Origin of the sequence: Streptomyces sp. NPDC057623 (assembly GCF_042800355.1) — a bacterium.
Taxonomy (GTDB): domain Bacteria; phylum Actinomycetota; class Actinomycetes; order Streptomycetales; family Streptomycetaceae; genus Streptomyces.
Genome location: NZ_JBHVGZ010000028.1, coordinates 93,699 through 117,852, shown reverse-complemented (window position 1 = coordinate 117,852; position 24,154 = coordinate 93,699). Strand labels below are relative to the sequence as shown.

25 protein-coding genes and 1 pseudogene are annotated in these 24,154 nt (G+C 72.2%); 14 read left to right on the top strand and 12 right to left on the bottom strand.

Annotated features, from left to right (window positions below; all coding sequences use genetic code 11):
- Together ACFU95_RS26715 and ACFU95_RS26710 are read right to left on the bottom strand one after the other, a co-directional pair.
- Positions 1–627, bottom strand: a 627-nt coding sequence (locus ACFU95_RS26715; RefSeq protein WP_383832111.1) for a maltotransferase domain-containing protein, incomplete at its 3' end; no start/stop codon positions are given.
- Positions 628–695: 68 nt separating this feature from the next.
- Complete coding sequence (locus tag ACFU95_RS26710) at positions 696–1,001, bottom strand: DUF5133 domain-containing protein (RefSeq protein WP_383832110.1); 306 nt, start codon at positions 999–1,001, stop codon at positions 696–698.
- Positions 1,002–1,298: 297 nt separating this feature from the next.
- Here ACFU95_RS26710 and ACFU95_RS26705 point away from each other — a divergent pair, with 297 nt between their 5' ends.
- Both ACFU95_RS26705 and glgX read left to right on the top strand, forming a co-directional pair.
- Entirely contained in the window at positions 1,299–1,811 is a 513-nt protein-coding gene (locus ACFU95_RS26705; RefSeq protein ID WP_383832108.1) for a pep a2, read from the top strand.
- Positions 1,808–3,952 carry a glycogen debranching protein GlgX gene (gene glgX, locus ACFU95_RS26700; RefSeq protein ID WP_383832107.1) on the top strand — a complete coding sequence of 715 codons (2,145 nt, stop codon included), beginning with the start codon at positions 1,808–1,810 and terminating at the stop codon, positions 3,950–3,952. The genes ACFU95_RS26705 and glgX overlap by 4 nt, the downstream gene beginning before the upstream one ends.
- Before the next feature lie 86 nt (positions 3,953–4,038).
- Here the strand turns inward: glgX and ACFU95_RS26695 are convergent, their stop codons facing one another.
- Positions 4,039–4,842: a VOC family protein gene (locus tag ACFU95_RS26695; protein WP_383832105.1), complete on the bottom strand. Its 804-nt coding sequence runs from the start codon at positions 4,840–4,842 to the stop codon at positions 4,039–4,041.
- Between the two features lie 169 nt (positions 4,843–5,011).
- On the opposite strand from ACFU95_RS26695, the gene ACFU95_RS26690 reads away from it, so the two are divergent.
- Positions 5,012–5,344: an ANTAR domain-containing protein gene (locus tag ACFU95_RS26690; RefSeq protein WP_383832103.1), complete on the top strand. Its 333-nt coding sequence runs from the start codon at positions 5,012–5,014 to the stop codon at positions 5,342–5,344.
- Between the two features lie 56 nt (positions 5,345–5,400).
- Here ACFU95_RS26690 and ACFU95_RS26685 read toward each other — a convergent pair whose 3' ends face one another.
- Positions 5,401–6,192 carry an RNA polymerase sigma factor SigF gene (locus ACFU95_RS26685; protein ID WP_383832101.1) on the bottom strand — a complete coding sequence of 264 codons (792 nt, stop codon included), beginning with the start codon at positions 6,190–6,192 and terminating at the stop codon, positions 5,401–5,403.
- A 298-nt stretch (positions 6,193–6,490) separates the two neighbouring features.
- Here ACFU95_RS26685 and ACFU95_RS26680 point away from each other — a divergent pair, with 298 nt between their 5' ends.
- The 4 genes from ACFU95_RS26680 (at position 6,491) to ACFU95_RS26665 (ending at position 9,321) form a co-directional block, all read left to right on the top strand.
- Positions 6,491–6,940 carry a MarR family winged helix-turn-helix transcriptional regulator gene (locus ACFU95_RS26680; protein WP_383832099.1) on the top strand — a complete coding sequence of 150 codons (450 nt, stop codon included), beginning with the start codon at positions 6,491–6,493 and terminating at the stop codon, positions 6,938–6,940.
- A gap of 2 nt (positions 6,941–6,942) precedes the next feature.
- Positions 6,943–7,791 carry an ABC transporter ATP-binding protein gene (locus tag ACFU95_RS26675; RefSeq protein WP_383832127.1) on the top strand — a complete coding sequence of 283 codons (849 nt, stop codon included), beginning with the start codon at positions 6,943–6,945 and terminating at the stop codon, positions 7,789–7,791.
- The gene (locus ACFU95_RS26670; RefSeq protein ID WP_383832097.1) at positions 7,751–8,611 is read left to right on the top strand and encodes an ABC transporter permease; all 861 of its coding nucleotides are present in this window, start codon (positions 7,751–7,753) and stop codon (positions 8,609–8,611) included. Before ACFU95_RS26675 ends, ACFU95_RS26670 begins: the two co-directional genes overlap by 41 nt.
- 188 nt (positions 8,612–8,799) lie before the next feature.
- Complete coding sequence (locus ACFU95_RS26665; RefSeq protein WP_383832095.1) at positions 8,800–9,321, top strand: hypothetical protein; 522 nt, start codon at positions 8,800–8,802, stop codon at positions 9,319–9,321.
- A 27-nt stretch (positions 9,322–9,348) separates the two neighbouring features.
- Here ACFU95_RS26665 and hemC read toward each other — a convergent pair whose 3' ends face one another.
- Entirely contained in the window at positions 9,349–10,284 is a 936-nt protein-coding gene (gene hemC, locus ACFU95_RS26660) for a hydroxymethylbilane synthase (RefSeq protein WP_383832093.1), read from the bottom strand.
- A gap of 17 nt (positions 10,285–10,301) precedes the next feature.
- Positions 10,302–11,519, bottom strand: coding sequence for an MFS transporter (locus tag ACFU95_RS26655; protein ID WP_383832091.1), 1,218 nt, complete (start codon positions 11,517–11,519; stop codon positions 10,302–10,304).
- 136 nt (positions 11,520–11,655) lie between these two features.
- On the opposite strand from ACFU95_RS26655, the gene ACFU95_RS26650 reads away from it, so the two are divergent.
- Entirely contained in the window at positions 11,656–12,669 is a 1,014-nt protein-coding gene (locus ACFU95_RS26650) for a DUF5937 family protein (RefSeq protein ID WP_383832125.1), read from the top strand.
- Here ACFU95_RS26650 and ACFU95_RS26645 read toward each other — a convergent pair.
- The 5 genes from ACFU95_RS26645 to ACFU95_RS26625 all read right to left on the bottom strand — a co-directional run bounded on the left by ACFU95_RS26645 (position 12,650) and on the right by ACFU95_RS26625 (position 17,749).
- The gene (locus ACFU95_RS26645; RefSeq protein ID WP_383832089.1) at positions 12,650–13,666 is read right to left on the bottom strand and encodes a questin oxidase family protein; all 1,017 of its coding nucleotides are present in this window, start codon (positions 13,664–13,666) and stop codon (positions 12,650–12,652) included. The genes ACFU95_RS26650 and ACFU95_RS26645 overlap by 20 nt on opposite strands.
- A gap of 95 nt (positions 13,667–13,761) precedes the next feature.
- Entirely contained in the window at positions 13,762–14,538 is a 777-nt protein-coding gene (locus tag ACFU95_RS26640; RefSeq protein ID WP_383832087.1) for an NPP1 family protein, read from the bottom strand.
- 143 nt (positions 14,539–14,681) lie between these two features.
- On the bottom strand, positions 14,682–15,662 hold the full coding sequence (gene ligD, locus ACFU95_RS26635; RefSeq protein WP_383832085.1) for a non-homologous end-joining DNA ligase: 981 nt from the start codon (positions 15,660–15,662) through the stop codon (positions 14,682–14,684).
- A gap of 74 nt (positions 15,663–15,736) precedes the next feature.
- Entirely contained in the window at positions 15,737–16,423 is a 687-nt protein-coding gene (locus tag ACFU95_RS26630; protein ID WP_383832083.1) for a response regulator, read from the bottom strand.
- Positions 16,424–16,594: 171 nt separating this feature from the next.
- Complete coding sequence (locus ACFU95_RS26625) at positions 16,595–17,749, bottom strand: histidine kinase (protein WP_383832081.1); 1,155 nt, start codon at positions 17,747–17,749, stop codon at positions 16,595–16,597.
- Between the two features lie 197 nt (positions 17,750–17,946).
- Between ACFU95_RS26625 and ACFU95_RS26620 the strand changes: the two genes are divergently transcribed.
- From ACFU95_RS26620 to ACFU95_RS26595, 6 genes are all read left to right on the top strand, one after another.
- Positions 17,947–18,597, top strand: coding sequence for a TetR/AcrR family transcriptional regulator (locus ACFU95_RS26620; protein WP_383832079.1), 651 nt, complete (start codon positions 17,947–17,949; stop codon positions 18,595–18,597).
- Positions 18,598–18,691: 94 nt separating this feature from the next.
- Complete coding sequence (locus ACFU95_RS26615; RefSeq protein ID WP_383832077.1) at positions 18,692–19,462, top strand: response regulator transcription factor; 771 nt, start codon at positions 18,692–18,694, stop codon at positions 19,460–19,462.
- Between the two features lie 154 nt (positions 19,463–19,616).
- The gene (locus ACFU95_RS26610) at positions 19,617–20,858 is read left to right on the top strand and encodes a cytochrome P450 (RefSeq protein WP_383832075.1); all 1,242 of its coding nucleotides are present in this window, start codon (positions 19,617–19,619) and stop codon (positions 20,856–20,858) included.
- A gap of 36 nt (positions 20,859–20,894) precedes the next feature.
- Positions 20,895–21,092 carry a ferredoxin gene (locus ACFU95_RS26605; protein ID WP_383832073.1) on the top strand — a complete coding sequence of 66 codons (198 nt, stop codon included), beginning with the start codon at positions 20,895–20,897 and terminating at the stop codon, positions 21,090–21,092.
- On the top strand, positions 21,089–22,291 hold the full coding sequence (locus ACFU95_RS26600) for an NAD(P)/FAD-dependent oxidoreductase (protein ID WP_383832072.1): 1,203 nt from the start codon (positions 21,089–21,091) through the stop codon (positions 22,289–22,291). The genes ACFU95_RS26605 and ACFU95_RS26600 overlap by 4 nt, the downstream gene beginning before the upstream one ends.
- Before the next feature lie 96 nt (positions 22,292–22,387).
- Positions 22,388–22,909 (top strand): MarR family winged helix-turn-helix transcriptional regulator, encoded by a 522-nt coding sequence (locus ACFU95_RS26595; protein WP_383832070.1) that lies wholly within the window; start codon positions 22,388–22,390, stop codon positions 22,907–22,909.
- Positions 22,910–22,932: 23 nt separating this feature from the next.
- On the opposite strand, the pseudogene ACFU95_RS26590 reads toward ACFU95_RS26595, so the two are convergent.
- Positions 22,933–24,132 (bottom strand): annotated as a pseudogene (locus ACFU95_RS26590) (MFS transporter).
- Positions 24,133–24,154 lie beyond the last annotated feature (22 nt).

Here is a 24,154-nt window from a genome sequence, read left to right as displayed (position 1 = left end):
GCCGTACAGCGCCCGCTCCCGCTCCACCAGCAGCGGCAGCGCGTCCGACGCCGTCACCAGATCCCGTACCGGATACCGGCCCAGCACCGCGTCCACGTTCGCCGCGAACGCCGCCGCCAGCCGTGACTCCGGCGGGAGCGAGTCGTCCCGCAGCGCGTCGGCGGCGGCCCGCACGGTCGCCCGCTGCGCGTCGTCGGGTACTCCGGCGGCCGCGCGCTCGTACAACTCGCCGCCCGTCTCCAGGACCAGGCCGACGTCGATTCCGGCCGGGATCTTGATCCGGGCGTGGTGCCGCCAGGTGGTCACCGGATCGCTCCAGGCCTCCACATGAAACGTCCAGCGGCCCACCGTCGACGGTGTCACCTTGGCGCCCCAGCGGTCGGAGCCCGGGGCGAGTTCGTGCATCGGCGTCCACGGGCCGGGACGGCCGTCCGGGTCGGTCAGCACGACATTGGCGGCCACGGCGTCATGACCCTCGCGGAACACGGTGGCGGTGACCTCGAAGGTCTCTCCCGCGACCGCCTTCGCCGGAAGCCTGCCGCACTCCACGGCCGGCCGCACGTCCCGTACCGGGATGCGGCCGATGGCCCCGGTGCCGGCACCGGTCCTGCTCTTGGTCCTGCCCATGGTTCACCTCCACCGTGCTCGAGGCCGGGCACAAGGCCCGGCCGGGGATCCAACCTGTGCCGGAAGGCTTACCTCCCCGCGTGGAAACTCCACCGCCGTGTTCCGGGTGGGCCCCGCCGTGCGGAGATGCTCGCCGCGCGAGGCCGTTCGTCCTGCTCCCGGAGATAGGCGGCCGGGGTGATGCGCAGATAGCGTTCGGCCGCGTCCGCGGCCTCGCGTGCGCAGCGTTTTCCCATCAGCACGCAGAGGGTGTAGCCGTGGTCCTCGAAGGTGGCACGGGCCGTGAGGTCGGCCGGGGCCGCGAGCATGGCGCGTTCCCATGCCCTGTATCGCCGCAGATGCCGGGCGACCTCGGCTTTTGCCGGTAGCAGCATGGCGCCGTTCACCTTCCGGGCTCGATGTCACGTCTCCCGACCGTCGGGCGGAAACCCGTGCGCGCACACGCACGGGTTCCGTTACGGGCATCGTGGTCTTCACACATGGTGCATGCTCGGCGACGCAGCGTCCTGTTGGAGCTTCAACTACCTCAGTGGCGTGCTCGTGTTGCACGAATGGCGTACCGCACCCACCCTGGAGTGACTCAGAAGCGATCAGCGCTCACGCTCCGTGCTCGGGGCCCGTCCCGCAGGGGCGAGGAGAGCGGGAGCTTTCGCGGTGAGGAGGTAACGACGGTGAAGACCGCAGTGCCCTGCTACTACCACCTCGACGTGGAAGTCAGCCCCGAACGGGTGGGGCAGGTCAGCCGAATTCTGGCCGCTCATCTCAGGTACTGGGACCTGGAGACCCTTGTCGAGCCCGTCTGCCACAGCACGGAGATGCTGTTGCGGGCCATCGACGAGCACGCCACGGACAAGAACACCTCGATCGAGATGTGGTGGAACCGCCACCACCTCATCACCGCCATCGGCGACAACGACCGTGCCATGCGCCCGGACCACGAACTGCGCGACTGCCTCCAGCGCCTCGCCGCGATGAGCGACGGATGGGGCTGCTGCGCCACCGAGACCGGCAGCAAGGTCATCTGGTTCTCGCAGCGCGCCCGCGCCGGCGAACGCGCCCCGCTGGTGCCCGCGGCACCCGCGCCCAACCTCCGGGAGGCCCTTCAGCTGCCCCGCGAGGTGCCCGTCACGGCCATCGCCGACGCCGCGGGCATCCGGGACGACGTGCTGGAGGAGGCCCGGTGACGGCGCGAAAGCGCAGCGAAGGGGTGCTCGCGTGGAGCGGGCACCCCTACCCGTTGGGAGCCGCCTTCGACGGGCGGGGCACCAACTTCGCCCTGTTCAGCGAGGTCGCCGAACGCGTCGAACTCATCCTCGTCGACGACAGGGACCGGCACACCGTCGTACCGCTGACCGAGGTCGACGGCTTCGTCTGGCACGGCTATGTGCCCGGCGTCGGCCCGGGACAGCGCTACGGCTACCGGGTGCACGGCCCCTGGGACCCGGGCCTCGGCCACCGGTGCAATCCGGCGAAGCTGCTGCTCGACCCGTACAGCCGGGCGGTGGACGGCCAGGTCGACAACCACGCCTCCCTCTTCGAACGCACCCCGGGCGCCCCGGCCCCCGCCGACAGTGCCGGGCACACGATGCTCGGCGTGGTCACCGAGCCGTACTTCGACTGGGGCGACGACCGCCCGCCCAGACGGCCGTACGCGGACACCGTCATCTACGAGGCACATGTACGCGGCCTCACCCGCACCCATCCCGACATCCCCCCGGAGTTGCGCGGCACCTACGCCGGACTCGCGCACCCCGCGATCGTGGAACACCTCACCGCCCTCGGTGTGACGGCCGTCGAGCTGATGCCGGTGCACCAGTACGTCCAGGACGGCGTGCTGCTCGACCGGGGGCTGTCCAACTACTGGGGCTACAACACGATCGGCTTCTTCGCGCCGCACAACGGGTACGCCGCCCAGGGCACCCGGGGCCAGCAGGTCAACGAGTTCAAGGCGATGGTGAAGGCGCTGCACGCGGCCGGCCTCGAAGTGATCCTGGACGTCGTCTACAACCACACCGCCGAGGGCAACGAGCGGGGCCCCACCCTCTCCTTCCGCGGTATCGACAACGCCTCGTACTACCGCCTGGTGGACGGCGACTGGGCGCACTACTACGACACCACCGGCACCGGCAACAGCCTGCTGATGCGCCACCCGTACGTCCTCCAGCTGATCATGGACTCGCTGCGCTACTGGGTCACCGAGATGCACGTCGACGGCTTCCGCTTCGACCTCGCGGCCACGCTGGCCCGCCAGTTCCACGAGGTGGACCGCCTCTCGGCGTTCTTCGACCTGATCCAGCAGGACCCGGTGATCAGCAGGGTCAAGCTGATCGCCGAGCCGTGGGACGTCGGCGAGGGCGGCTACCAGGTGGGCAACTTTCCGCCGCTGTGGTCGGAGTGGAACGGCAAGTACCGGGACGCGGTACGGGACTTCTGGCGCGGTGAGCCCGGCTCGCTCGGCGAGTTCGCCTCCCGGCTGACCGGCTCCTCCGACCTGTACGCGCACAGCCGGCGCCGCCCACGGGCCAGCGTCAACTTCGTCACCGCGCACGACGGGTTCACCCTGTGCGACCTCGTGGCGTACAACGACAAGCACAACGAGGCCAACGGCGAGGGCAACCGGGACGGCGAGAGCCACAACCGGTCCTGGAACTGCGGCGCCGAGGGCGAGACCCGCGACCCGGCCGTGCTCGCGCTGCGCGCTCGTCAGCAGCGCAACTTCCTTGCCACGCTGCTGCTGTCGCAGGGCATCCCCATGCTCGGCCACGGCGACGAACTCGGCCGCACGCAGGGCGGCAACAACAACGCCTACTGCCAGGACAACGACGTCTCCTGGATCGACTGGAGACTCTCAGACGAGCAGCGCGCACTCGCCGACTTCACCCGTTACGTCATCGGGCTGCGCGCTGCTCACCCCGTCCTGCGCCGCCGGCGCTTCTTCCAGGGCGAGACCGCGACCCACCCGGACCAGCCCCTGCCCGACCTCGTCTGGCTGCTGCCCGACGGCCGCGAGATGACCGACGAGGACTGGCAGCGCCCCGACGCGCACTCCGTGGCCGTCTTCCTCAACGGCGACGCCATCGCCGAACCGGACTGGTGCGGCGAGCCCGTGTCGGACGACTCGTTCCTGATGCTGCTCAACGCCTACTGGGAGCCGGTGGAGTTCCGCCTGCCGGACGCGCCGTTCGGCGAACGCTGGACCCCTCTGATCAACACCGCCGAACCCCAGGGCCCTCCCGGCGAGTCGGAGTACAAGGCGTCAACCGCACTCCTGGTGGAGCGCCGCAGCCTGCGGCTCCTGTCACGGCCCTCGCGACGACGGGCCTGAAGGGCGCGGGGCCGTATCGACATGCGGATCGACATGCGGCTTCCGCCGCGTGGGCGCGACACGCCGCGACGCAGCCGCGGACGACTCTAACGACCCCGACGCGACGTCACCGTGAACTGCGCCCCGTCAGGATCCCGCAGCACCGCCTCGTCGCTCACCTTCGACAGCACGCTGCCCCCGTGCACCTCCGCCGCCCGCGCGCAATCCGCCACGTCCGACACCGCGAAGTGAACCTGCCAGTGCGGCCGGATCGTCGGGTCCGGCGCGGCCTCCAGCGCTCCCGACTCGATGCGCGCCACGACATCGCCCCCACTGCGCAGCACGACCTCGCCACCCTCGTAGCGGACCTCGCAGCAACCGGGGCGCTCGGTCGCCCAGTCGAGGACCTCGCCGTAGAACATCGCGGCGTCGAACGCGTCGCGGGTGTGGAGGCGGATGAAGGCCGGCGCGGCGCGGCGCCAGGTCTCCCAGTTGGAGATGAGCTCGCCCTCCCAGACCCCGAAGGTCGCACCGTCCCGGTCGGCCAGCAGCGCCGCCCGTCCGGGCGGCAGCGAGAGGGGCCCGACCGCCGCCGTACCGCCGCGCTCCTGCACCCGTGCGACGGCCTCGTCGGCGCTGGGCACGGCGAAGTACGGGGTCCAGGCCACGGCCATCTGCCACATCGAGGCGACCGCGCCGATCCCGGCCACCGGCACGCTCTGTGCCAGCGCGATACGGAAACGGTCACCCAGCTTGGCGGGCCGCCAGCGCCAGCCCAGCACCGCTGTGTAGAACTCCTGGGTGGCTTCGAGATCGCGGCTGGTCAGGCTCACCCAGCAGGGTGCGCCGAACACGGAGTGTGTGGACACGACCTCGGCCGTGCCCCGGGGGCTTCTCGCATCGTGATTCATGGCAGTCGCGTCCTGGTCTCGCCCGACCGGCGGCCACCGGTCTGGTCCCAGTGTCCAGCCGGATCCGCTCCGGGTCCTGTCGAGTACCCCCGGCGTGGCGCCGAAACGGACGGAGGGCCGGCCGTCCGCTTCGCTGGCATGCGACCGTCGGAGCGGCGAGGATGGAGGCGTGGCACACGTACCGCACGAGCCCGCCGACGGGACCGACCGAATCCTCGAACTGGAGGAGGAGATCGAACAGCTCAAGGAGGCGGTGGTCTCACACGCCGTCGTGGACCAGGCGATCGGCATGGTCGTGGCGCTCGGCCGGGTCTCACCCGACCAGGGGTGGGCCGTGCTGAAGGACGTCTCCCAGCACACGAACATCAAGCTCCGCCAGGTCGCGCAACTGATCCTCACCTGGGGCCGCGACGGGGAGATGCCGCCCGAGATCCGCGTCGAACTCCAGGACGCCCTGGAGCGTCACGGCCCGACGCAGATCCCGGGATCGGCCCAGGAATGACCGGCGCGGGAGTGAGCCAACAGGGTGTCCGGCGCCCCGTGGCTCACTCCTTTCGGTCAACGGACCTCGGCGAGCATCTCCTCCCGCAGGTGCGCGAAGCAGCCGCTCAGCAGCCGGGAGACATGCATCTGCGAGATGCCGAGCTGCTGCGCGATGCGGCTCTGGGTCATCCCGCCGAAGAAGCGGAGATAGAGGATGGTCCGCTCCCGCTCGGGAAGCCGTTGCAGGCACGGCTTGACGGTCACGCGGTCGACGACCACGTCGTACGCCGGATCCGGGCCGCCTATCGCGTCCCCCAGCGCGTATCCGTCGGTGCCGGGCATCTCCGCCTCCAGCGACAGCGCGGAGAAGCACTCCAGGGCTTCCATCCCGGTGCGCACCTCGGCCTCGCTCAGATGCGCGTGATCGGCGATCTCCGCGACGGTGGGCGCGCGCCCCGGGGTCAGCTGCGCCAGCTCCTTCGTGGAGCTGCGCACCCGGTTGCGCAGGTCCTGGACCCGGCGCGGCACGTGCAGCGTCCACATGTGGTCGCGGAAGTGCCGCTTGATCTCACCGGTGATGGTCGGCACGGCGTACGCCTCGAAGGCGTGGCCGCGGTCCGGGTCGTAGTGGTCGACGGCCTTCACCAGCCCCAGGGCGGCCACCTGGTACAGGTCCTCCAGGGACTCGCCACGTCCCTTGAACCGGACGGCGATCCGCTCGGCCATGGGCAGCCAGGCCCGCACCAGGTCGTCTTTGAGGGCCTTGCGTTCCGGCCCGTCGGGGAGTCCCACGAGCCTGTCGAAGGCCGCCGCGGTGTCAGGGGCGTCGTCGTGGGAGTGCTTCGTTCGGGTGGTGGTGGCACTCATGCGTGCGCACCTCCTCAGCAGGTGCCGGGTGGACGGACACCGTGGGAGGCGCGGATTCGGACCACGCGGAGGACACTCCGGGGCTCGGCCTGCCGGCTCCCACGGACGTGCCTCCGGTCCGAAGCACTTAGAGGGATGAATTCCCCCTAAAAGGGTATCTGAAACAAAATTCGTGAATACGACTACATGTGACGGTGGAGTGACGCGGCGTCCGCCCATCCGGCGCGGATGAGCCTTGACCCTTCCTTGGGCCACCGGGCCCGCTCATTACCTCTGCTACAGAGGTAATCTCGGATGCGTGGAACAGGACACCTTCCCGGAGGAACTGGCCGACGCGCTGGTCGGCGTGCAGCGGCTGATCCGGCGCCGACTGCGCCGCGACATGCCCGCCCCGCAGCTGCGCGGCGCCGAGGTGGAGCTGTTGCGGCTGGTCGTCGAGCGGCCCGGCATCGGCATCTCGGACGCGGCCAAGGAGCTCTCACTGGCGGGCAACTCGGTGTCCACGCTCGTCAACCAGCTCGGCCGGCAGGGCTATCTGGTCCGTGAGACGGACCCGGGCGACCGGCGCGCCGCCCGCCTGCTGCCCACCCCGGCGGCCGAGGCTCGGCTGAGCGAGTGGCGTACGCGGCGCGCCGATCTCGTACGACGTCAGGTGTCCCGCCTCGACGAGCCGGACCGGGAGACGCTGCTCGCGGCGATCCCGGCGCTGCGCAGGCTGGCGGACACCCTGCGCGAGGAGGCGGAGTGACCATGACACAGGACGTCGCCGAGGCCGTGGCCTGCACCGGGCTCGCCTATGCCTTCGGCGAGACCAACGCGGTGGACGGACTCGACCTGGCGGTGCGCGAGGGCGAGGTCTTCGGACTGCTCGGCCCCAACGGCGCCGGCAAGACCACGGCGATCCGCTGTATGACCACCCTCCTGCCGGTACCCGCCGGCATGGTCCGCGTCTTCGGGCACGACGCCGCGGTCGACCGTATGGCCGTACGGCGCCTGCTCGGCTACGTCCCGCAGCAGTTGTCCGCCGACGCGAGCCTGACCGGCCGCGAGAACGTCGCCCTGTTCGCCCGCGTCTTCGACGTGCCCCGCCGCGAACGCGCCGCACGCGTCGGCCAGGCCCTGGCAGCCGTCGGCCTCACCGACGCCGCCGACCGGCTCGTCGGCACCTACTCCGGCGGTATGGTCCGCCGGCTCGAACTCGCCCAGGCCCTGGTCAGCGCGCCCCGCCTGCTGATCCTCGACGAACCGACCATCGGCCTCGACCCGATCGCCCGCACCGGCGTGTGGGAGCACATCGGCGCCGTCCGCGCCGCCACCGGCATGACGGTCCTGGTCACCACCCACTACATGGACGAGGCCGACCAGTACTGCGACCGGGTGGGCCTGATGCACCACGGCCGCATCCGGGCCCTCGGCACGCCCGCCGAACTCAGGGAGGGACTCGGGGCCCGCCGACGTGCCGCGGGAACGGCAGGCACCGACCCGCTGCCCACGCTGGAGGACGTCTTCCGCGACATCGCCGGCAGCGGGCTCGACGAGAACTCAGGAGACTTCCGCGATGTCCGAAGCACCCGCCGCACCGCCCGCCGTGTCGGCTGACCCGTACCGCGCCGACGGCATCGACCTGCTGCTGCGGCCGCCCGAGCCCCGCGCCGGCTGGCGGGTGCTGCCCGCCCGCGTCATGGCCATGTGCGCCGTGGAACTCCAGAAGCTGCGCCACGACCGGACCGAGCTGTACACCCGGGCGGTCCAGCCCGCCCTCTGGCTGCTGATCTTCGGCCAGACCTTCACCCGGCTCCGGGCGATCCCCACCGACGGCGTCCCCTACATCGACTATCTGGCCCCCGGCATCATCGCCCAGTCCGCGATGTTCATCGCCATCTTCTACGGCATCCAGATCATCTGGGAACGCGACGCCGGCATCCTCAACAAGCTGCTCGTCACCCCGACCCCGCGCTCGGCCCTGATCACCGGCAAGGCGTTCGCCGCCGGGGTGAAGTCCCTGGTCCAGGCCGTCGTCGTGATCCTCATCGCCGCGCTGCTCGGCGTCGCGCTGACCTGGAACCCGCTGAAACTGCTCGGCGTCGCCGCGGCCGTCGTCCTCGGTTCCGTGTTCTTCTCGTGCCTGTCGATGACGATCGCCGGCATCGTCCTCAACCGCGACCGGCTGATGGGTTTCGGCCAGGCCATCACCATGCCGCTGTTCTTCGGCTCCAACGCCCTCTACCCGCTGTCCGTGATGCCCGGCTGGCTCCAGGCGGTCAGCAAGGCCAACCCGCTCAGCTACCAGGTCGACGCCCTGCGCGGCCTCCTCCTCGGCACGCCCCACCACCTCGCGCTCGACTTCGCCGTCCTGCTCGTGGCCGCCGCGCTCGGCATCGCCGCGGCCTCCTCGCTGCTGGGCCGGCTGGCTCGCTGATCTTGGTGCCGAACGTGATGTGCGGCACGTACGCGAACGCCGCCCGGGCACCAGAAAGCGGATTCCTCCTGCCCACGGCTTGATCGGTGATCAAGGGGGCGAATGGGCTGGCCACAGCGCATTCTGCTCATTTGACAGTGCGCTGAGCGCAAAGATAGGAAGCAGCTCTCTGGGTCGAGAGGTGGACTGTGTACGAGCCGAACGTGGTCGGGGACTGGCACGAGTACGACGAGCATGCCGGTCTGCGTGTCCGCGTCCACTGTCTGGAAGCCGCCGAACCGCCGCGCGGACGGGACGAGGCCGCCGAAGGGCTGACCTACTTCAGGATCCGCGTCACCATCGAGAACCGCGGCGAGCGGCACCTCGGCGTCCACCTCGAGGACGGCCAGATCGACGTGCGGATCGGCCGCGACGGCGAGGCGGCCTTCATCGACTGGCGCAACTCGCAGTTCATCGAGGGCTTCGACGTCTACCCGCTGCGCCGGGCCACCGCGGTCATGTACGCCGCCGGTCCGGAGGCGAGCCTGCCCCAGGTCGACGTCCAGATCCAGCTGCGCGTCGAGGAGGAGTGGACCGACCGCCGACTGTGGACCGGCGGCCTCGGCCTCCAGGAGGCCACCGTCGGCGTCCACGCCACCACCCTGCGGGACGGCCTCGCCCTCCAGGTCAGCAACTTCCTGCGGGAGCAGGCCGAAGAGGGCACCGCCTGACGCGCGAGCGCCCTCCGGGCCGGTGTCTCAGTGCGGGATGCCGTCGATGATCTCGCGAGCACCCTCACGCAGCAGCGCCACCGCCACCGACGTACCCAGGGTGGCCGGATCCAGCCGCCCCGCCCACTCGTGGGCGTTCAGCCGTGTCTTGCCGTCCGGGGTGAACACGCAGGCCCGCAGGGACAGCTCGCCGCCCCGGTCCACGCGCGCGTACCCGGCGATCGGGCTGTTGCAGTGCCCCTGGAGGACATGCAGGAACATGCGCTCGGCGGTGGCCTCCCGGTAGGTGTCCGGGTCACCGAGGCCGCTGATCGCGTCGATGAGTTCCGTGTCGCCCTCGCGGCACTGGAGCGCGAGGATTCCCGCGCCGATCGGCGGCATCATCACGTCGGGGGAGAGGACCTCGCTGATCACGTCGGGGCGGCCGATGCGCTCCAGGCCGGCCACCGCCAGCAGCAGCGCGTCCGCCTCGCCTGCCGCCAGCTTCTCCAGCCGCCGGTTGGCGTTGCCGCGGAACGGCACGCACTCCAGCTCCGGGTGGGTCGCGGCCAGCTGGGCGACCCGGCGCACCGAGGAGGTGCCGATCCGGGTCCCGGCCGGGAGTTCGTCCAGTGTGAGGCCGCCGGGGTGGATCAGGGCGTCCCGGATGTCGTCCCGCTTGAGGAACGCGGCGAACGTCGTCCCCGCGGGCAGCGGCCGGTCGGCGGGGATGTCCTTGACGCAGTGCACGGCGAGATCGGCCTCGCCCGCCAGCAGCGCCGCGTCCACCTCCTTGGTGAACGCCCCCTTGCCCTCGACCTGGGACAGATCGCCCATCCACTTGTCGCCGGTGGTCTTCACCGGCACGACCTCGGTGCGCACACCGGGGTGGAGGACCGCCAACTCGGCGCGGACACGCTCCACCTGGGCCAGCGCCATCGGCGAGTCACGGGAGACGATACGGATCAGTTCAGGGACGGACATGCGGACACGATAGACCGTCACATCCCCGCGCCCGCACGGTACCGTCCTATTCCCGCCCGTCTCCCGGAGCCCGCCCGCGCGGGCCGCGTCAGCACCGCCAGCGCCCCCGCCGTCAGCAGCCCGCCGACCAGGAACGTCCCGCGCACCCCGACCGCGGACAGCAGCGCGCCCCCGAGCGACGCACCGGCGGCGATCCCCACGTTGTAGGCGGCAGAGTTGGCCGCGAGGGCGGTCTCGGTGCGGCCCGGCGCCACCCGGAGCACCTGGCTCTGCGTCGCCATGAAGGAGGTCGCGACCGAGGCGCCCAGCAGCATCACCAGCACGACGGTCGCCGCGGGGACATGTCCCGTCGCGAAGAGGCCGAGCAGCGCCACCGTCTGGGCCGCCACCGGAACGGTCAGCGTGGCCCGGGGGAAGCGGTCCAGGAGCGGACCGGCCACGGTGACCCCGGCCAGCGCCGCCCCGCCGAACGCCAGCAGCACGGCGCTCACGGCCTCCTCGCGGAACCCGCTCACCCGGTCGAGGAAGGCCACGACGTAGGTGAACCCGGCGAATGCGCCGGTCACCGACAGGGCGGTGACGGTCAGCAGCACGAAGAACCGGCGCCGGTCGGGGGCCGCGCCGTACGAAGAGTGGCCGTCCTGCGGACGGGACGACGGCAGCAGTACGCCGATGATCACGAGCGAGAACAGCGCCAGCACGCCGAGCAGGGCGAACGGCGTCCGCCAGCCGGTGTGCCCGCCCAGCCAGGTCCCGGCCGGAACGCCGGCCACCGTGGCCAGGGAACCGCCGACGGACAGCAGCCCGATGATGCGCCCCCGGCGCTCGGGCGGGAACAGACCGACCGCGACCGGCCCCGTCACCGCCCAGAACACCGCCTGCGCCAGCGCGGTCGCCACCCGCGCCGCCAGCAGCACCCCGTACGACACCCCGCCCAGCGCCGACACCCAACTGCCCACGGCGAGCAGCCCCAGCAGCCCCGCGAGCAGATACCGGCGCGGCACGGACCGCGTGACATGGGCGAGCGGCAGCGACCCGACGGCCACGGTCAGGCCGTAGCCGGTGACCAGGGCGCCCACGGCCGCGAGGGACACCCGAAGGTCGTCCGCCATGAGCGTGAGCAGGCCGACCGGCAGGTTCTCGGTCGTGTTGAAGGTGAACGCCGCGAGCATCAGCGCCGCGACGACGGCGGCACGCTGCCAGGGCGCGGGACGTGCCGGACGTACGCTCGCCATTCCTCGGCCTTCCGATCGCCTCTTCGCCAGGGGGAGTCGGGGCAAGCGTGCTGGGCCGCGGCGGGCCGCTCTATTCTTTCGATCCAGGACGAATCTTCCGGTCCGGAACGGACCGCCGCTCATGACGGGGGCCGCCATGCCGCTCGCCCTGCATCTGGGCACCGACGACCTCACGCGCTGCCGGTTCGCGATCTCGCCGCTGTGCCAGACCCACGAAGCGCTGCGCATGCTGCGTAGGCCCGCCCGGCACGGCTACCACCAGGGCTGGCTGCGCCGCATGCGCCGCACGGTGGCCGGCCTCGACCTGGTGCCGCTGTGGCTGTTCGTCCCGCCCGCCGGCGGCTACACCCCGGACTTCCTGGGCGCGCCGCCGCCGGAGCCGTACCCCGCCATCGAGGACGAGTTGGCGCGGATGCGCGCCACCGACCCGGCTCTGGCCCGCGCGGAGATGGCCCGCTCGCTCGCCTGCACCCCGGGACTCGCCGAGTCGCCCCGAGGGCGCGCCGTGCTCGACGACCCCGCCGCGACCGTACGGCGCCTCGCCGACCTCACCGAACGGGCCTGGCGCGCCCTGCTCGCCGCGGACTGGCCCCGTCACCGTGCCGTTCTGGAGGCGGACATCGCGCACCGCTCGCGCCGGGCGGCGGACGCCGGCCTCGACGCGCTGCTCACCGGTCTGCACCCGGCTGTCGACTGGGCCGGCCACACCCTCACCCTGCGCGGGTACCGGGACGTCGCGGAAGCCCAGCGTCCCGACGGCAGGGGCGTGTTGCTCATGCCGAGCGTGTTCGTGTGGCCGGACGTGGTCAGCGGCTTCGCCCGGCCCTGGCAGCCGACCGTCATCTACCCGGCCCGCGGCATGGGCCGCCTGCACACCGCCCAGGTGCCGCGCCCGCCCAAGACGCTCGCCCGGCTGCTGGGCCACCAGCGTGCCGCCGTCCTCGCCGGACTCACCGTTCCCTCCTCGACCACGGATCTGGCCCGACGGCACGGCCTGGCCCCGTCGACCGTGTCGGCCCATCTGTCGGTCCTGCGGGAGGCGGGCCTGCTGGAGTCCCGGCGGCAGGGCCACTTCGTGCTGTACGGGCGTACGGGCCTCGGCGACACCCTCGTCGACGGCGACGGCGACGTCAGACCAGCGGCTCGCTGATCTCGACCGCCCGCAGCGCGGCCGTGAGCGCGAGTTCGTCACCGACATCCAGGGCGGTGTCCGTGAACTTGATGACGTGCTCGTCCCCGTGGGCGAGGGCGCGCTCCAGGACCTCCTCCGGTGCGAGCCGCGCCGGCGGCGTGAAGACGGCCGGCTCCACGGGGCCGTACAACGCGGTGACGGCCGCCGACGCCGTCCACGCCGCGCGCAGGCTGGGTGCCCACAGCTCGCGGGGCAGCGAATCGAGCGTCCGCAGCACGGCGTTGGGGGCGGTCGCCGCGTGCACCAGCATGGTCGGCTCGCCGTGGCCGTGGGTGGCGTAGCGGTGGGTCGCGGCACGGACGAGTTCGGTGAGGCGCTCACGCGCGGTGTCCGGGTCGGCGACGTCGGCGGCCCATACGGGCAGTCGGCGCAGGGCGCCCAGCCGGTCGCGGAATCCCATGTGCCCCGGCTCGATGGCGGGTACGGCCTCCAGGGACTCGGTGGCCGTCCGGGCGCCCGGCAGTGCGGCGACGCCGGTGACGGGCTGGTGCCGTGCCGCCCAGTAGCCGAGCGCGTGCGCGAGTTCGGTGAGCCGAGGGGCGTTCTCGTCGGCTTCGAGGGCGCGTACGGCGTGGCCGGCCCGGATGACGGTGTGGGTGGCGCCGCCGATCAGGCCGGGCAGCAGACGCGGCCACCACTCGGCGAGGACGTCCCGCCAGGGGCGTTCGGCGACGGCGCGGGAGAAATGGTCGGTCCAGTCGGCGATGCGGCGCGGATCGCCCAGCGCCGAGGCCCAGTTGTCGTCGGTCACGGGGGCCACGCGGTCGGGGAAGTCCTCCAACCGGTCGCGGTAGAGATCCAGCCAGTGGTGGACGGCACCCGCGTGACCGTGCGCGGCGAGGGCCTCGACGACCATGGGGGCGTGGTTGGACAGCCAGCCGTCGCGCTCGGGGCCGGATGCGTGGACGCGTTCCAGGGCTTCTTCGAGCTGTCCGCTCGTGTGGGTGGTGGCCATGGACCGGACGGTATGCCGCACACGGGTGTGCCGGGATCGGGCGCGGGACGGAAGCCCGGGATGACGGGGTCCTAGGTCCCGCGCCCGATGCCGGGTCAGGCGTTGGGGTCGAACGCGATCCCCGAGGGCTTCGCCGATGCCAGGTGGTTCGCGAAGTTGGCGTCCTTCAGGCCGAAGTTGGCGCTGCCGAAGTCGTACGCGACCAGCTTGTCGCGCACACCCGACGGGTAGCCGTTCCAGCCGACCAGCGGCGGGTACTGCCAGGTGCCCTTGTGGTTCTCCGGCGGCTCGTCACCGGAGTTCGCGAGCCGGAAGCAGTGCGTGCTGACGCCGTCCTTGTGGTAGACGATCTTGGCGTGCGTACCGTCGAAGCGCACCGAGGACGCGGCACTGATCGTGAACGAGCCGTGGTTGGACGTCGAGACGTACTGCACCGCGTTGTTCTGCACCCACATCACGACGTGCTCCCAGTCGTGCCGGTGCCCGCCGATGCTGCTGTTCGCTATCGCCTGGTCCTTCTCGAAGTACAGGCCGTACATGTAGGCGCACCAGCCGTTGTTGCACTTGTAGCGCGAATAGCTGTTGGTGTTGTCGAGGTCCGACGCGTCACGGCAGTCGCCGCTGAGCGAACCGGTCGGGTTGAGGCCGCCGTTGACGGTTCCGTCCGGGCCGATGGCGGGGGTGGAGTAGCAGCCGTCGGTGTCGTAGTCGAAGGCGGGCTGGTAGGTCTTCTCGGCCGTCTCGGCGTTGGCCGGGAGCGCCGCGGGCGGGGCGGCGAACGCGACGCTGGGGAAGGCGACGACGAGCGCGGCGGCACCGGCCAGACCGGTGAGCCATCTCTTGCGGTGCGTGCGGAACGTCTGTGACGACACTGCGTCTCCTCGGGGTCCGGGCGCAGCCCAACGGCTGTGGGGGGAAAAGCAGTTCAGGATCCCCGGTTTTCACTTACGCGCCAAGAGCCACGGGCGTACCAATGGTGAAAGGGATGGGCAATAGTTGCCGCTCAACCTGTGTGTCAGCTGTCGTCGGGCAGGTCGGCCGCCGCGTCCTCGGGCGCGAGGTCGGGCCGAAGGCGCAGCCAGGACGGCTGGCGCAGCATGCCGGACCGGGTGCGGACGCTGTAGCGCACCTCGCCGACCAGCCGGGGCAGTACCCAGTGCGCGCCCGCCACCTGAGGTACGGGATCGAAGGGGCACACCTCGCTCGCGCAGGCCCGCAACAGTTCGGCCAGCTGGGTCCGTTCGGCCGCGCTCCAGCCGGTGCCCACACCGCCGACGTAGCGCAGCCGCCGTCCGGGCGCGTACTGCCCGACGAGCAGTGCGCCCGGCAGGCCGGTGAGGTGTCCCCTGCCGGGCAGCCAGCCGCCGACGATCACGTCCTCACTGCGCATGTTGCGGATCTTGATCCAGGCGCGGGAGCGCACCCCGGGCTCGTACACCGAGTCCAGCCGCTTGCACACCAGCCCCTCCAGGCCGTGCTCGCGGGTGGCCCGCAGCGCCTCGGCGCCATGTCCGACCAGGGCGGCCGGCGTCGACCAGAACGCCCCGCCCAGGCCCAGTTCCTCCAACTGACCGCGCCGGCGGGCATAGGGGGTCTTCAGGAGGGAGCGGCCCGCCAGGTGCAGTACGTCGAACAGCACCAGATGCACGGGAGTCCGGGCGGCCATCCGAGCGGCCCGCGCCGGGGCGTGTGCCAGACCCATCCGGGACTGGAGCAACTGGAAGTCGGCGCGCCCCTCGTCGTCCAGCGCGAGGATCTCCCCGTCCAGCACGGCGGGCGTGGTGCCGAGCGCGTCGCCCAGCGACCCCAGTTCGGGGTAGGCGGCGGTGATGTCCTCCCCGGAACGGGCACGCAGCAGCAGGGTGCCGTCCCCTTCGAGGTAGACCACCGCGCGCTGGCCGTCCTGCTTGGTCTCGTACGCCCAGCGCGCGTCCTGCGCCGCGGGCGGCAGGGTGCCGGGCGTGGCGAGCATGGGAGGGATCAGCGGCAGGCTCACGGGTCAGTTGTCGACGGCCCGGCCCACCGCCACGCGCCCCGGCCGCCGTTTTCCCCTGAACGGCGGCCGGGACGTCAGTGGTCCTCGTTCGGCGGTAGGGCCCGCACCAGGCCCGACTGGTAGGCCATCACGACGAGTTGGGCACGGTCACGGGCGCCCAGCTTCGTCATGGCCCGGTGGACGTGGGTGCGCACGGTCAGCGGGCTGACGAAGAGCTTCTCGGCGATCTCCTCGTTGGAGTGGCCCTCGGCCACCCACGCCATGACCTCCCGTTCGCGGGCGGTGAGCGCGGTGAGGTGCTCGGGCGCGGCCGACTGCGAGCTCTCGGCGGGCGAGGCCAGGAACCGTGTGATCAGTGTGCGGGTCGCGGTGGGGGAGAGCAGGGAGTCCCCGGCGGCCACGGTCCGGATGCCGTCGAGCAGTACGTCCGCGGTGACGTCCTTGCCCAGGAATCCGCTCGCCCCGGCCCGCAGCGCCTGCGCGACGTACTCGTCGATCTCGAACGTGGTGAGGATCAGCACCCGCACCGCCCTGAGCGCCGGGTCGGCGCAGATCTCGGAGGTGGCCGTCAGCCCGTCCGCGCCGGGCATGCGGATGTCCATCAGCACCAGGTCGGGGTGGTGGGTCCGGGCGAGGGCGACGGCCTCGGTGCCGTCGGCGGCCTCCGCGACCACCTCCATGTCCGCGCAGGAGTCGATCAGGATCCGGAAGGTGGCCCGCAGCAGGGCCTGGTCGTCGGCGAGCAGTACGCGGATGGTCATGGGTGGTGCTTCTTCCGGTTCCGGAACGTGGGACGGCGCTCAGCGTGTCGGGTCCGGCCCGTCACGTCGTCGTGCGTCCGCCGACAATCGGCTACTCGGAACGCAGTATGCGCGGTGGGTCATGTCATCCCCGGGCAGGACGGCCCGCGCGAACCCCGGACGGCCGCGGGCTCACCACACGCACGGCAGCTCCACCTCGATCACCGTCGGCCCCCCGGCCGGGCTGGACACCCGTACGGTCCCGTCGAGCGCGGCGACCCGGCGCCGCACCCCGAGCAGGCCCGAACCGCCGGACTCGTCCGCACCGCCGTGGCCCTCGTCGGCCACGACGACGCGCAGTCCGCGCCGCATCCGGGCGAGCCGGACCGAGGCGGTGGGGGATCCGCTGTGCTTGGCGACGTTGGTGAGGGCCTCGGCCACGACGAAGTAGCCGGCCGCCTCCACCGCCGCCGGCGCCCTCGGCCCTTCGTCCGCCAAGCCGTCCACGTCCACAGTCACCGGCAGACCGCTGCCCGCCGCCAGCGCCCGCACCGCACCGACCAGCCCGCGGTCGGTCAGGATCGGCGGATGGATGCCGCGCACCACGTGCCGCAGCTCGGTCAGCGCCTGCTCGGCCTGCTCCTGGGCGTCGTCCAGCAGCTTGCGCGCGGCGTCCGGATCACGGTCGTAGGCACGCTTGGCGAGCCCGATCCGCATGGACAGTGCCACCAGCCGGGCCTGTGCGCCGTCGTGCAGGTCCCGCTCGATGCGGCGCAGTTCGGCGCCGTGCGCGGCGATCGCGTCGGCCCGGGTCGCGGTCAGCTGCTCCACCCGGGCGGCCAGCAGCGCCTTCGGGGACGGCCGTAGCAGCGACGTCGACCAGTGGGCCTCCAGGTCCGCCAGGCGCACGATCCACGGCAGGACGACGGCCCGCCGGCCCAGCACCGCGCATCCCACACCGTCGACGACGAGCCCGAGGGGCCACAGCGGCAGAGCGACGAAGAGGAGCGCGCCGTAGACGTAGTAGGCGGCCATCCAGCGCAGATCGGTGAGCGTGCCGGGGTCGCGCACGGCCGTCCGCAGCCGGTCGGTCAGCGGCCCCTCGATGGCCCGGTACGCCTCGGGGATCGCCCGCCCCGTCCAGGCGGTGGTCAGTCGCCGCTTGGCTCCCGCGATCCGCCGGACGAGGAGCACCGTCTCGGGCAGCAGCCAGGCGCCGATCACGGCGAGCGTGCCGACGGCGGTGATCAGCAGCACGGTGACGAAGAGGTACATCCCGAAGGCCATCGCCGCGGCCACCGTCAGATGGACCGTCGCGCGTCCGGCCTGCCGCATCGTCGCCCGCATGCCCTTCACGCTAGGTGAGCCGGGCGCCGCGCGCGGGGGCGCCGGCACCCGGGTCACAGGTGTAGCCCGCTCCACCATGTCCACCGCCCGCCGCTTCTTTCAATCAATTGACTTAGATTGTAGGTCTGTGAAACCCGCGGACGGCTTCAGGGACTGGCCTTCGCGGTGCCGAGTGAAGTCCCGGTGCGGTGGTGATCATGGCAGGCAGGGCACTGCGCGAGGAACAGGTCAACGCGACCAGGGAGCTGCTCCTGACGGCGGCCGAGCGGCTCTTCGCCGAACACGGAGTCCACCCGGTCTCCAACCGTCAGGTCAGCGAGGCCGCGGGCCAGGGCAACAACACCGCGGTCGGCTACCACTTCGGCACCAAGGCCGACCTGGTCCGCGCCATCGTGCGCAAGCACGCCACCCGCATCGAGGAGATCCGCGCCCGCCTCGTCGCCGGCCTGACGGACCCCGACGACGTGCGCGGCTGGGTGGACTGCCTGGTCCGCCCGGCGCTCGAACACCTCGCCGCGCTCGGCAGCCCCACCTGGTACGCGCGGTTCTGCGCCCAGGTCGTCGCCGACCCGGCACTGCACCGGATCATGGTCGAGGAGGCCCTCACCTCCCCGTCCCTCCAGCAGATCATCGAGGGCCTGCGCCGGTGCCTGCCCGACCTCCCGCCCGAGGTGAGCGCCGAACGCGGCGAGATGGTCCGTCACCTCATCGTCCACGTCGCCGCCGAGCGCGAGCGCGCCCTCGCCGAGCACACCCCCACCCCACGGTCCACCTGGGACGAAGCCGCCAGGGGCCTCGCCGACGCCGTCGTCGGCATGTGGCTGGCACCCGTCACGCCGGGCCACTGACGCCACCGCAGCAGGTTGACGACACAAGGAGCAGGACCGTGAAACCGACTCTGGGCCAACGCAGTCGCCGCGGCGACGCCGGGCGGTGCGGGTTATGAGTGCCTGGCAGACCGCCCCGCCCGCGGCCGGCGCCACCCGGGAGACCCCCGCCCTCGCGCGCGGCGCCGGCCAGCATGTCCTGGTCGTCGCCGGTGAGCCCGACCTCGCCGAACTGCTCTCGACCACCCTGGAGCTGGCCGGCTACCGGATCAGCGTCAGCGGCACCGGCGTCGACGCGCTGGCGCTGGTCGCGACGCGGCGCTTCGACCTGGTCGTCTTCGACACCGACATGCCGGACACGGCGCACCTCGGCCGGGAGCACCGGCCCGCGCTCCCGCACCGTCCGCCCGTCCTTCTTCTCAGCGCATGCGACGCCCTGGACCGGCTCGTGCCCGAACTCGGCCCGGGGGAGCGGGACTACGTCACCAAGCCCTTCCGGGTGGCCGAGGTCCTCGCCAGGATCCAGGTGCTGCTGCGCGGCAGTCGCCCGGGCCGGACCGGCGCGAACCCCCTCGGCTACGGCGACCTCGTGCTGGACGACACGGTGTGCCGGGCGCGGCGCGGGACGCGGGCACTCGACCTCACGCCCGCGGAGTACCGGCTGCTGCGCCATCTCCTGGTCAACGCCCACCGGGTGCTGTCGAAGGAGCAGATCGGCCGCTACGTGTGGGGCGAGAACCGCGGCGACAACGCGATCGAGCAACTCGTCTCCCGGCTGCGCCGCAAGGTGGACCGGGGCGACCAGGGCGACCGGGACACCCCGGCGCTGATCCACACGCGCCGCGGCTTCGGCTACTGGCTGGGCCGGTCCGACCTCGGCTCCTGACCACGACCGCCGTGTGATCCGGGCCACGTCAGGCTTCTGTCAGGAAACTGACCGGCTCACGTCAGACCCCTCTGTTTGCATGTGCTCATCGAGGCCTCGACTAAGTCATCCCGGAGCTCCGCCCCACCGGAGCCCCCCATCACCGAGGAGAGACATGGCCGACACCCAGACCGAGGCCGCGTCCGGCGCGACCCCGGGGTCCCCCGCGTACCCGATGCCCAGGGCGACGGGCTGCCCGCTCGCCCCGCCGCCGGCCGTGGGCGAGCTGCGTGCCGAGAAACCTGTCACCAAAGTGCGGATCTGGAACGGCAACACGCCGTGGCTGATCACCCGTCACGCCGACCAGCGGGCCCTGCTCACCGACCCGCGCGTCAGCAACGACGACCACGAGCCGGACTTCCCGCACGTCAACGCCCACCGTGCGGCGATCGCCCCGCACACCCCCAAGCTCATCACCAACACCGACGCCCCCGAGCACACCCGGCTGCGCCGGTCGGTCAACGGCCCGTTCCTCGTCAAGCGGATCGAGGCCATGCGGCCGGCCGTCCAGAAGATCGTCGACGACCTGATCGACACCATGCTGGCCGGCCCCAACCCGGCCGACCTGCTCACCGCGCTCGCCCTGCCCGTGCCCTCCCTGGTCATCGCCGAACTGCTCGGCGTGCCGTACGCGGACCACGAGTTCTTCCAGGAGAACAGCAACCGTGTCCTCGACGCCTCCCTCTCCGCCGAGGAGGCGGGCGCGGCGGGCCGTGCCCTGGGCCAGTACCTGGACCGGCTGTTCCGCGAGAAGCTCGCCGATCCGGGTGAGGACGTGCTGTCCGGGATGGCGGCCAAGGTCAAGGCCGGTGAGATGGAGCACCAGGAGGCCGTCAACATGGGCGTCGCCATGCTGATCGCCGGCCACGAGACCACCGCCACGATGATCAGCCTCGGCACCCTCGCCCTGTTCGAGCACCCCGACCAGCTCGCCGTGCTCCGCGAGACCGACGACCCGAAGGTCGTCAACGGCGCCGTCGACGAACTGCTGCGCTACCTCTCCATCGTCCACTCGGGTCTGCGCCGGGTCGCCAAGGACGACATCGAGATCGGCGGTCAGGTCATCCGCAAGGGAGACGGCATCCTCTTCGACCTCCAGGCCGCCAACTGGGACCCGGAGGCGTTCCCCGAGGCCGAGCGCCTCGACCTGTCCCGCCCGGCGCGTCAGCACAACGCGTTCGGCTACGGCCCTCACCAGTGCCTCGGCCAGAACCTGGCCCGCCTGGAGCTCCAGGTCGTCTACAGCACGCTCTACCGGCGCATCCCCACCCTGCGCCCGGCCGCCCCGGTCGAACAGCTGGCGTTCAACCACACCGGGACCGCGTACGGCGTCAAGTGCCTGCCCGTCGCCTGGTGACACCCCCACAAGTACTGAGGAACAAGGAGCAAGCCGATGCGCGTGGAACTGGACGAACCGAAGTGCGTGGCCTCCGGCCAGTGTGTGATGGCCTCTCCCGAGGTCTTCGACCAGCGGGACGACGACGGCGTCGCGATCCTGCTGGCGGAACACCCCGCCGATGACCTGATGGACGGCGTACAGGAAGCCATCGCGATCTGCCCCGCCGCCGCGATCCGCCTGGTGGACCAGTGAGGCGCATCGTCGTCGTGGGCGCCTCGGCCGCCGGGCTCGCGGCGGCCGAGACGCTCCGCCGCGAGGGCTACGACGGCACCCTCACCCTCGTCGGCGACGAACCGCTCGCCCCCTACGACCGCCCGCCGCTGTCCAAGCAGCTGCTGGCCGCCGAATGGGAGCCCGAGCGGCTGGCCCTGCGCGCCTCCGGCGACCTGGCCGGGCTCGACCTCGACCTGCGCCTGGGAGTGGCCGCCACCGGCCTCCGACTCGCCGACAGCGCACTGGAGTCGGCGGACGGCTCGACGCTGCCCTACGACGGCCTGATCCTGGCCACCGGGGTACGTCCGCGCCGGCTGCCGGGGGCCGGCGGGCATGTGCTGCGCACCCTGGACGACGCCCTGCGGCTGCGGGACCGGCTCACGCCGGGCCGGCGACTGGTCGTGGTCGGCGCCGGGTTCCTCGGGGCCGAGGCGGCCGCCGTCGCCTGGCGGCTCGGCTGCGAGGTGACGCTCCTCGAACCCGCGCCCGTGCCCCTCGCGCACGCCGTCGGCGCGGAGGTCGGCGCGATGCTGACGCGCGCCCATCTGGAGCGGGGCGTGGACCTGCGCTGCGGGACCACCGTGACCGAGGTGACCGAGGACGGCGTACGCCTAGCTGACGGGGAACTGGTCGAGGCCGACGAGGTGTTGGTCGCGATCGGCTCGCTGCCCAACACCGAGTGGCTCGACGGCAGCGGCCTCACCGTCGGCGACGGCGTGGTGTGCGACGAGTACTGCGAGGCCGCGCGGAACGTGTACGCCGCCGGGGACGTCGCCCGCTGGTACAACCCGCTGTTCGGGCAGGCGATGCGGATCGAGCACCGCACCAACGCCGCCGAGCAGGGCATGGCCGCGGCCCGCAACCTGCTGCACCCGCACGCGCGCAAGCCGTTCGCGCCGGTGCCGTACTTCTGGTCCGACCAGTACGACATGAAGATCCAGGCGTACGGCTATCTGCGCGGCCACGACGAGGTCGCCGTCGTCGAGGGGGACCTCGCCGAGGGCCGGTTCGTGGCCGCCTACCGCCGGGGTGACCGGGTGACCGGTGCACTGGCGGTGGGGATGCCGCCGAAGGCGATCCGGCAGTGGCGGCAGGCGATCATGACGGGCGCCGAGTGGGACGGGACCATGTCGTCCCCCTCGCGCGTCGAGGCCGTGCCGGGCGGGGCGTCCGCCTGAGACATGCCGCGCGGCCGGGGCCCGGTGGACCACAGCGGTCCACCGGGCCCGCCGTAAGTTAATTGAGTTACGCAATGAGATGGTAAAGTGGTCCCCATGCCCACCCCGCCACTCCCCGACACCCCCGCGTCCCCGGAAGTGATCGAGATCGAGCGCGCGCTCACCCGGATCACCTACCTGAGTACGCGCGCCCGGCAGCACGAGCGGCTCATGGCCCTGGCCGGGGTGCCGCTGGACCGGGCGGCCGTGGCGCTGCTGCGGCAGGTCGCCGACTCGGAGTCGCTGCGCCCCGGGGAACTGGCCAACCGGCTGGGTGTGGAGGCCTCGCACGTCACGCGCACGGTGCAGCAGCTCCAGAAGAGCGGCTACGTCACCCGGGTCCCCGACCCCCAGGACCGCCGCGCCCAGCGCATCGAGCTCACCGACGCCGGCCGGCAGGCCATCGCCCGGGTCCGCGACGCCGGCGCCCGTGGCATGCAGCTCGCCCTGGCCGACTGGACACCCGAGGAACTGGGCCGGCTGGCCGCGCTCTTCCACCGCATGGTCGACGACTTCCTCGCCCACGCCGTCGACGAGGAGAGCGAACCGCAGCCGACGGCACCGGCCCGCACCGCCTGACCGGACGGCTCGCCCGCCTCCGCTCAGGCCGACGCCGCGCGAGGGCGCTCACCCGGCGAGCCGGCCGCCTGGGCGACCCCTGCGGGCGCTTCCGGCTCCCGCAGCCCGCACAGCAGCAGCCGCCCCAGCGCGGGCAGGACGACGAGCGGGACGAGCGCGGTCCGCAGCGAGGTGGCGTCGGCCAGCGCACCGACGACCGGCGCGGCGAGACCCCCCACGCTCAGGGTCAGCCCCAGCGTCACCCCGCTCGCGGTGCCCACCCGCCGGGGCAGATAGTCCTAGCCGAGCGTGATGTGCAGCGAGAACGGCACGTACAGGCCGGCCGACGTCAGCGCGACGAACAGATACACCGGCGGCCCGGGCACCAGGACCACCCCCGCCACCGCGAGCACGGTCAGTACATACGCATGACGTACGACCGTGAGACGCCCGTACCGGTCGGCGAGCCGGCCCCCGGCCACCGTGCCCACCGCGCCGCCGACGTACAGCACACACAGCGCGGCCGTACCGGCCACGTTCCCACCGCCGGTCCGCTGCCGTACGTACAGCGAGACGAACGTGCTCAGGCCGATGAACACGACCGACCGGCACACGATGGCACCGGACAGCCGCAGGAACGATGCCCAGTCGTCGCTGCCGAGTCCGGCGGCCCTGTCCGCGGCCTCCCCTCCACCGGGGGCCGACCGCACCGCCGCCGCGCACAGCGCCGCCCCCACCACGGCCGGTACGACCAGTAGCGGAGAGGCGCCGAGCCCACCGGTGGCGGCCACCGCGGCCACCAGCAGCGGGGCCAGCGCGAAACCGACGTTCCCGCCGAGGGAGAACCAGCCCATCGCCGTATGACTGCCGCGCGCGGCTGCGCGGGCCGCGCGTGCGGCCTCCGGGTGATAGGCGGCGACCCCGATCCCCGAGACGGCGACGACCGTCAGCGTGAGGGCGTAGGAGTCCATGACACCGCTCAGCGCGACCCCGGCGCCGCCCGTCAACGCGCTCAGCGGCAGCAGCCAGGGCATCGCCCACCGGTCGGTCAGCGCCCCGAACAGCGGCTGCACCACCGACGACAGCAAGGACGCGGCGAGGACGACGCCCGAGGCGGCGGCGTAGCTGTAGGCGCGCTCGGCGACGAAGTAGGGGACGAGGGCCGCCACCGCCCCTTGGTACACGTCGACACAGGCGTGGCCCAGGGACAGCAAGGTGATGGCGCGGTTGCGTTTCGTGGACATCCTGCGATCGTCGCGGCAGCGG

Coding starts and splice junctions, on each gene's coding strand:
- ACFU95_RS26710 (WP_383832110.1), bottom strand. CDS start 1,001: ATGCTGCTACCGGCAAAAGCCGAGGTCGCCCGGCATCTGCGGCGATAC.
- ACFU95_RS26695 (WP_383832105.1), bottom strand. CDS start 4,842: ATGAATCACGATGCGAGAAGCCCCCGGGGCACGGCCGAGGTCGTGTCC.
- ACFU95_RS26685 (WP_383832101.1), bottom strand. CDS start 6,192: ATGAGTGCCACCACCACCCGAACGAAGCACTCCCACGACGACGCCCCT.
- ACFU95_RS26675 (WP_383832127.1), top strand. CDS start 6,943: ATGACACAGGACGTCGCCGAGGCCGTGGCCTGCACCGGGCTCGCCTAT.
- ACFU95_RS26670 (WP_383832097.1), top strand. CDS start 7,751: ATGTCCGAAGCACCCGCCGCACCGCCCGCCGTGTCGGCTGACCCGTAC.
- hemC (WP_383832093.1), bottom strand. CDS start 10,284: ATGTCCGTCCCTGAACTGATCCGTATCGTCTCCCGTGACTCGCCGATG.
- ACFU95_RS26655 (WP_383832091.1), bottom strand. CDS start 11,519: ATGGCGAGCGTACGTCCGGCACGTCCCGCGCCCTGGCAGCGTGCCGCC.
- ACFU95_RS26650 (WP_383832125.1), top strand. CDS start 11,656: ATGCCGCTCGCCCTGCATCTGGGCACCGACGACCTCACGCGCTGCCGG.
- ACFU95_RS26645 (WP_383832089.1), bottom strand. CDS start 13,666: ATGGCCACCACCCACACGAGCGGACAGCTCGAAGAAGCCCTGGAACGC.
- ACFU95_RS26630 (WP_383832083.1), bottom strand. CDS start 16,423: ATGACCATCCGCGTACTGCTCGCCGACGACCAGGCCCTGCTGCGGGCC.
- ACFU95_RS26625 (WP_383832081.1), bottom strand. CDS start 17,749: ATGCGGGCGACGATGCGGCAGGCCGGACGCGCGACGGTCCATCTGACG.
- ACFU95_RS26620 (WP_383832079.1), top strand. CDS start 17,947: ATGGCAGGCAGGGCACTGCGCGAGGAACAGGTCAACGCGACCAGGGAG.
- ACFU95_RS26615 (WP_383832077.1), top strand. CDS start 18,692: ATGAGTGCCTGGCAGACCGCCCCGCCCGCGGCCGGCGCCACCCGGGAG.
- ACFU95_RS26610 (WP_383832075.1), top strand. CDS start 19,617: ATGGCCGACACCCAGACCGAGGCCGCGTCCGGCGCGACCCCGGGGTCC.
- ACFU95_RS26605 (WP_383832073.1), top strand. CDS start 20,895: ATGCGCGTGGAACTGGACGAACCGAAGTGCGTGGCCTCCGGCCAGTGT.
- ACFU95_RS26595 (WP_383832070.1), top strand. CDS start 22,388: ATGCCCACCCCGCCACTCCCCGACACCCCCGCGTCCCCGGAAGTGATC.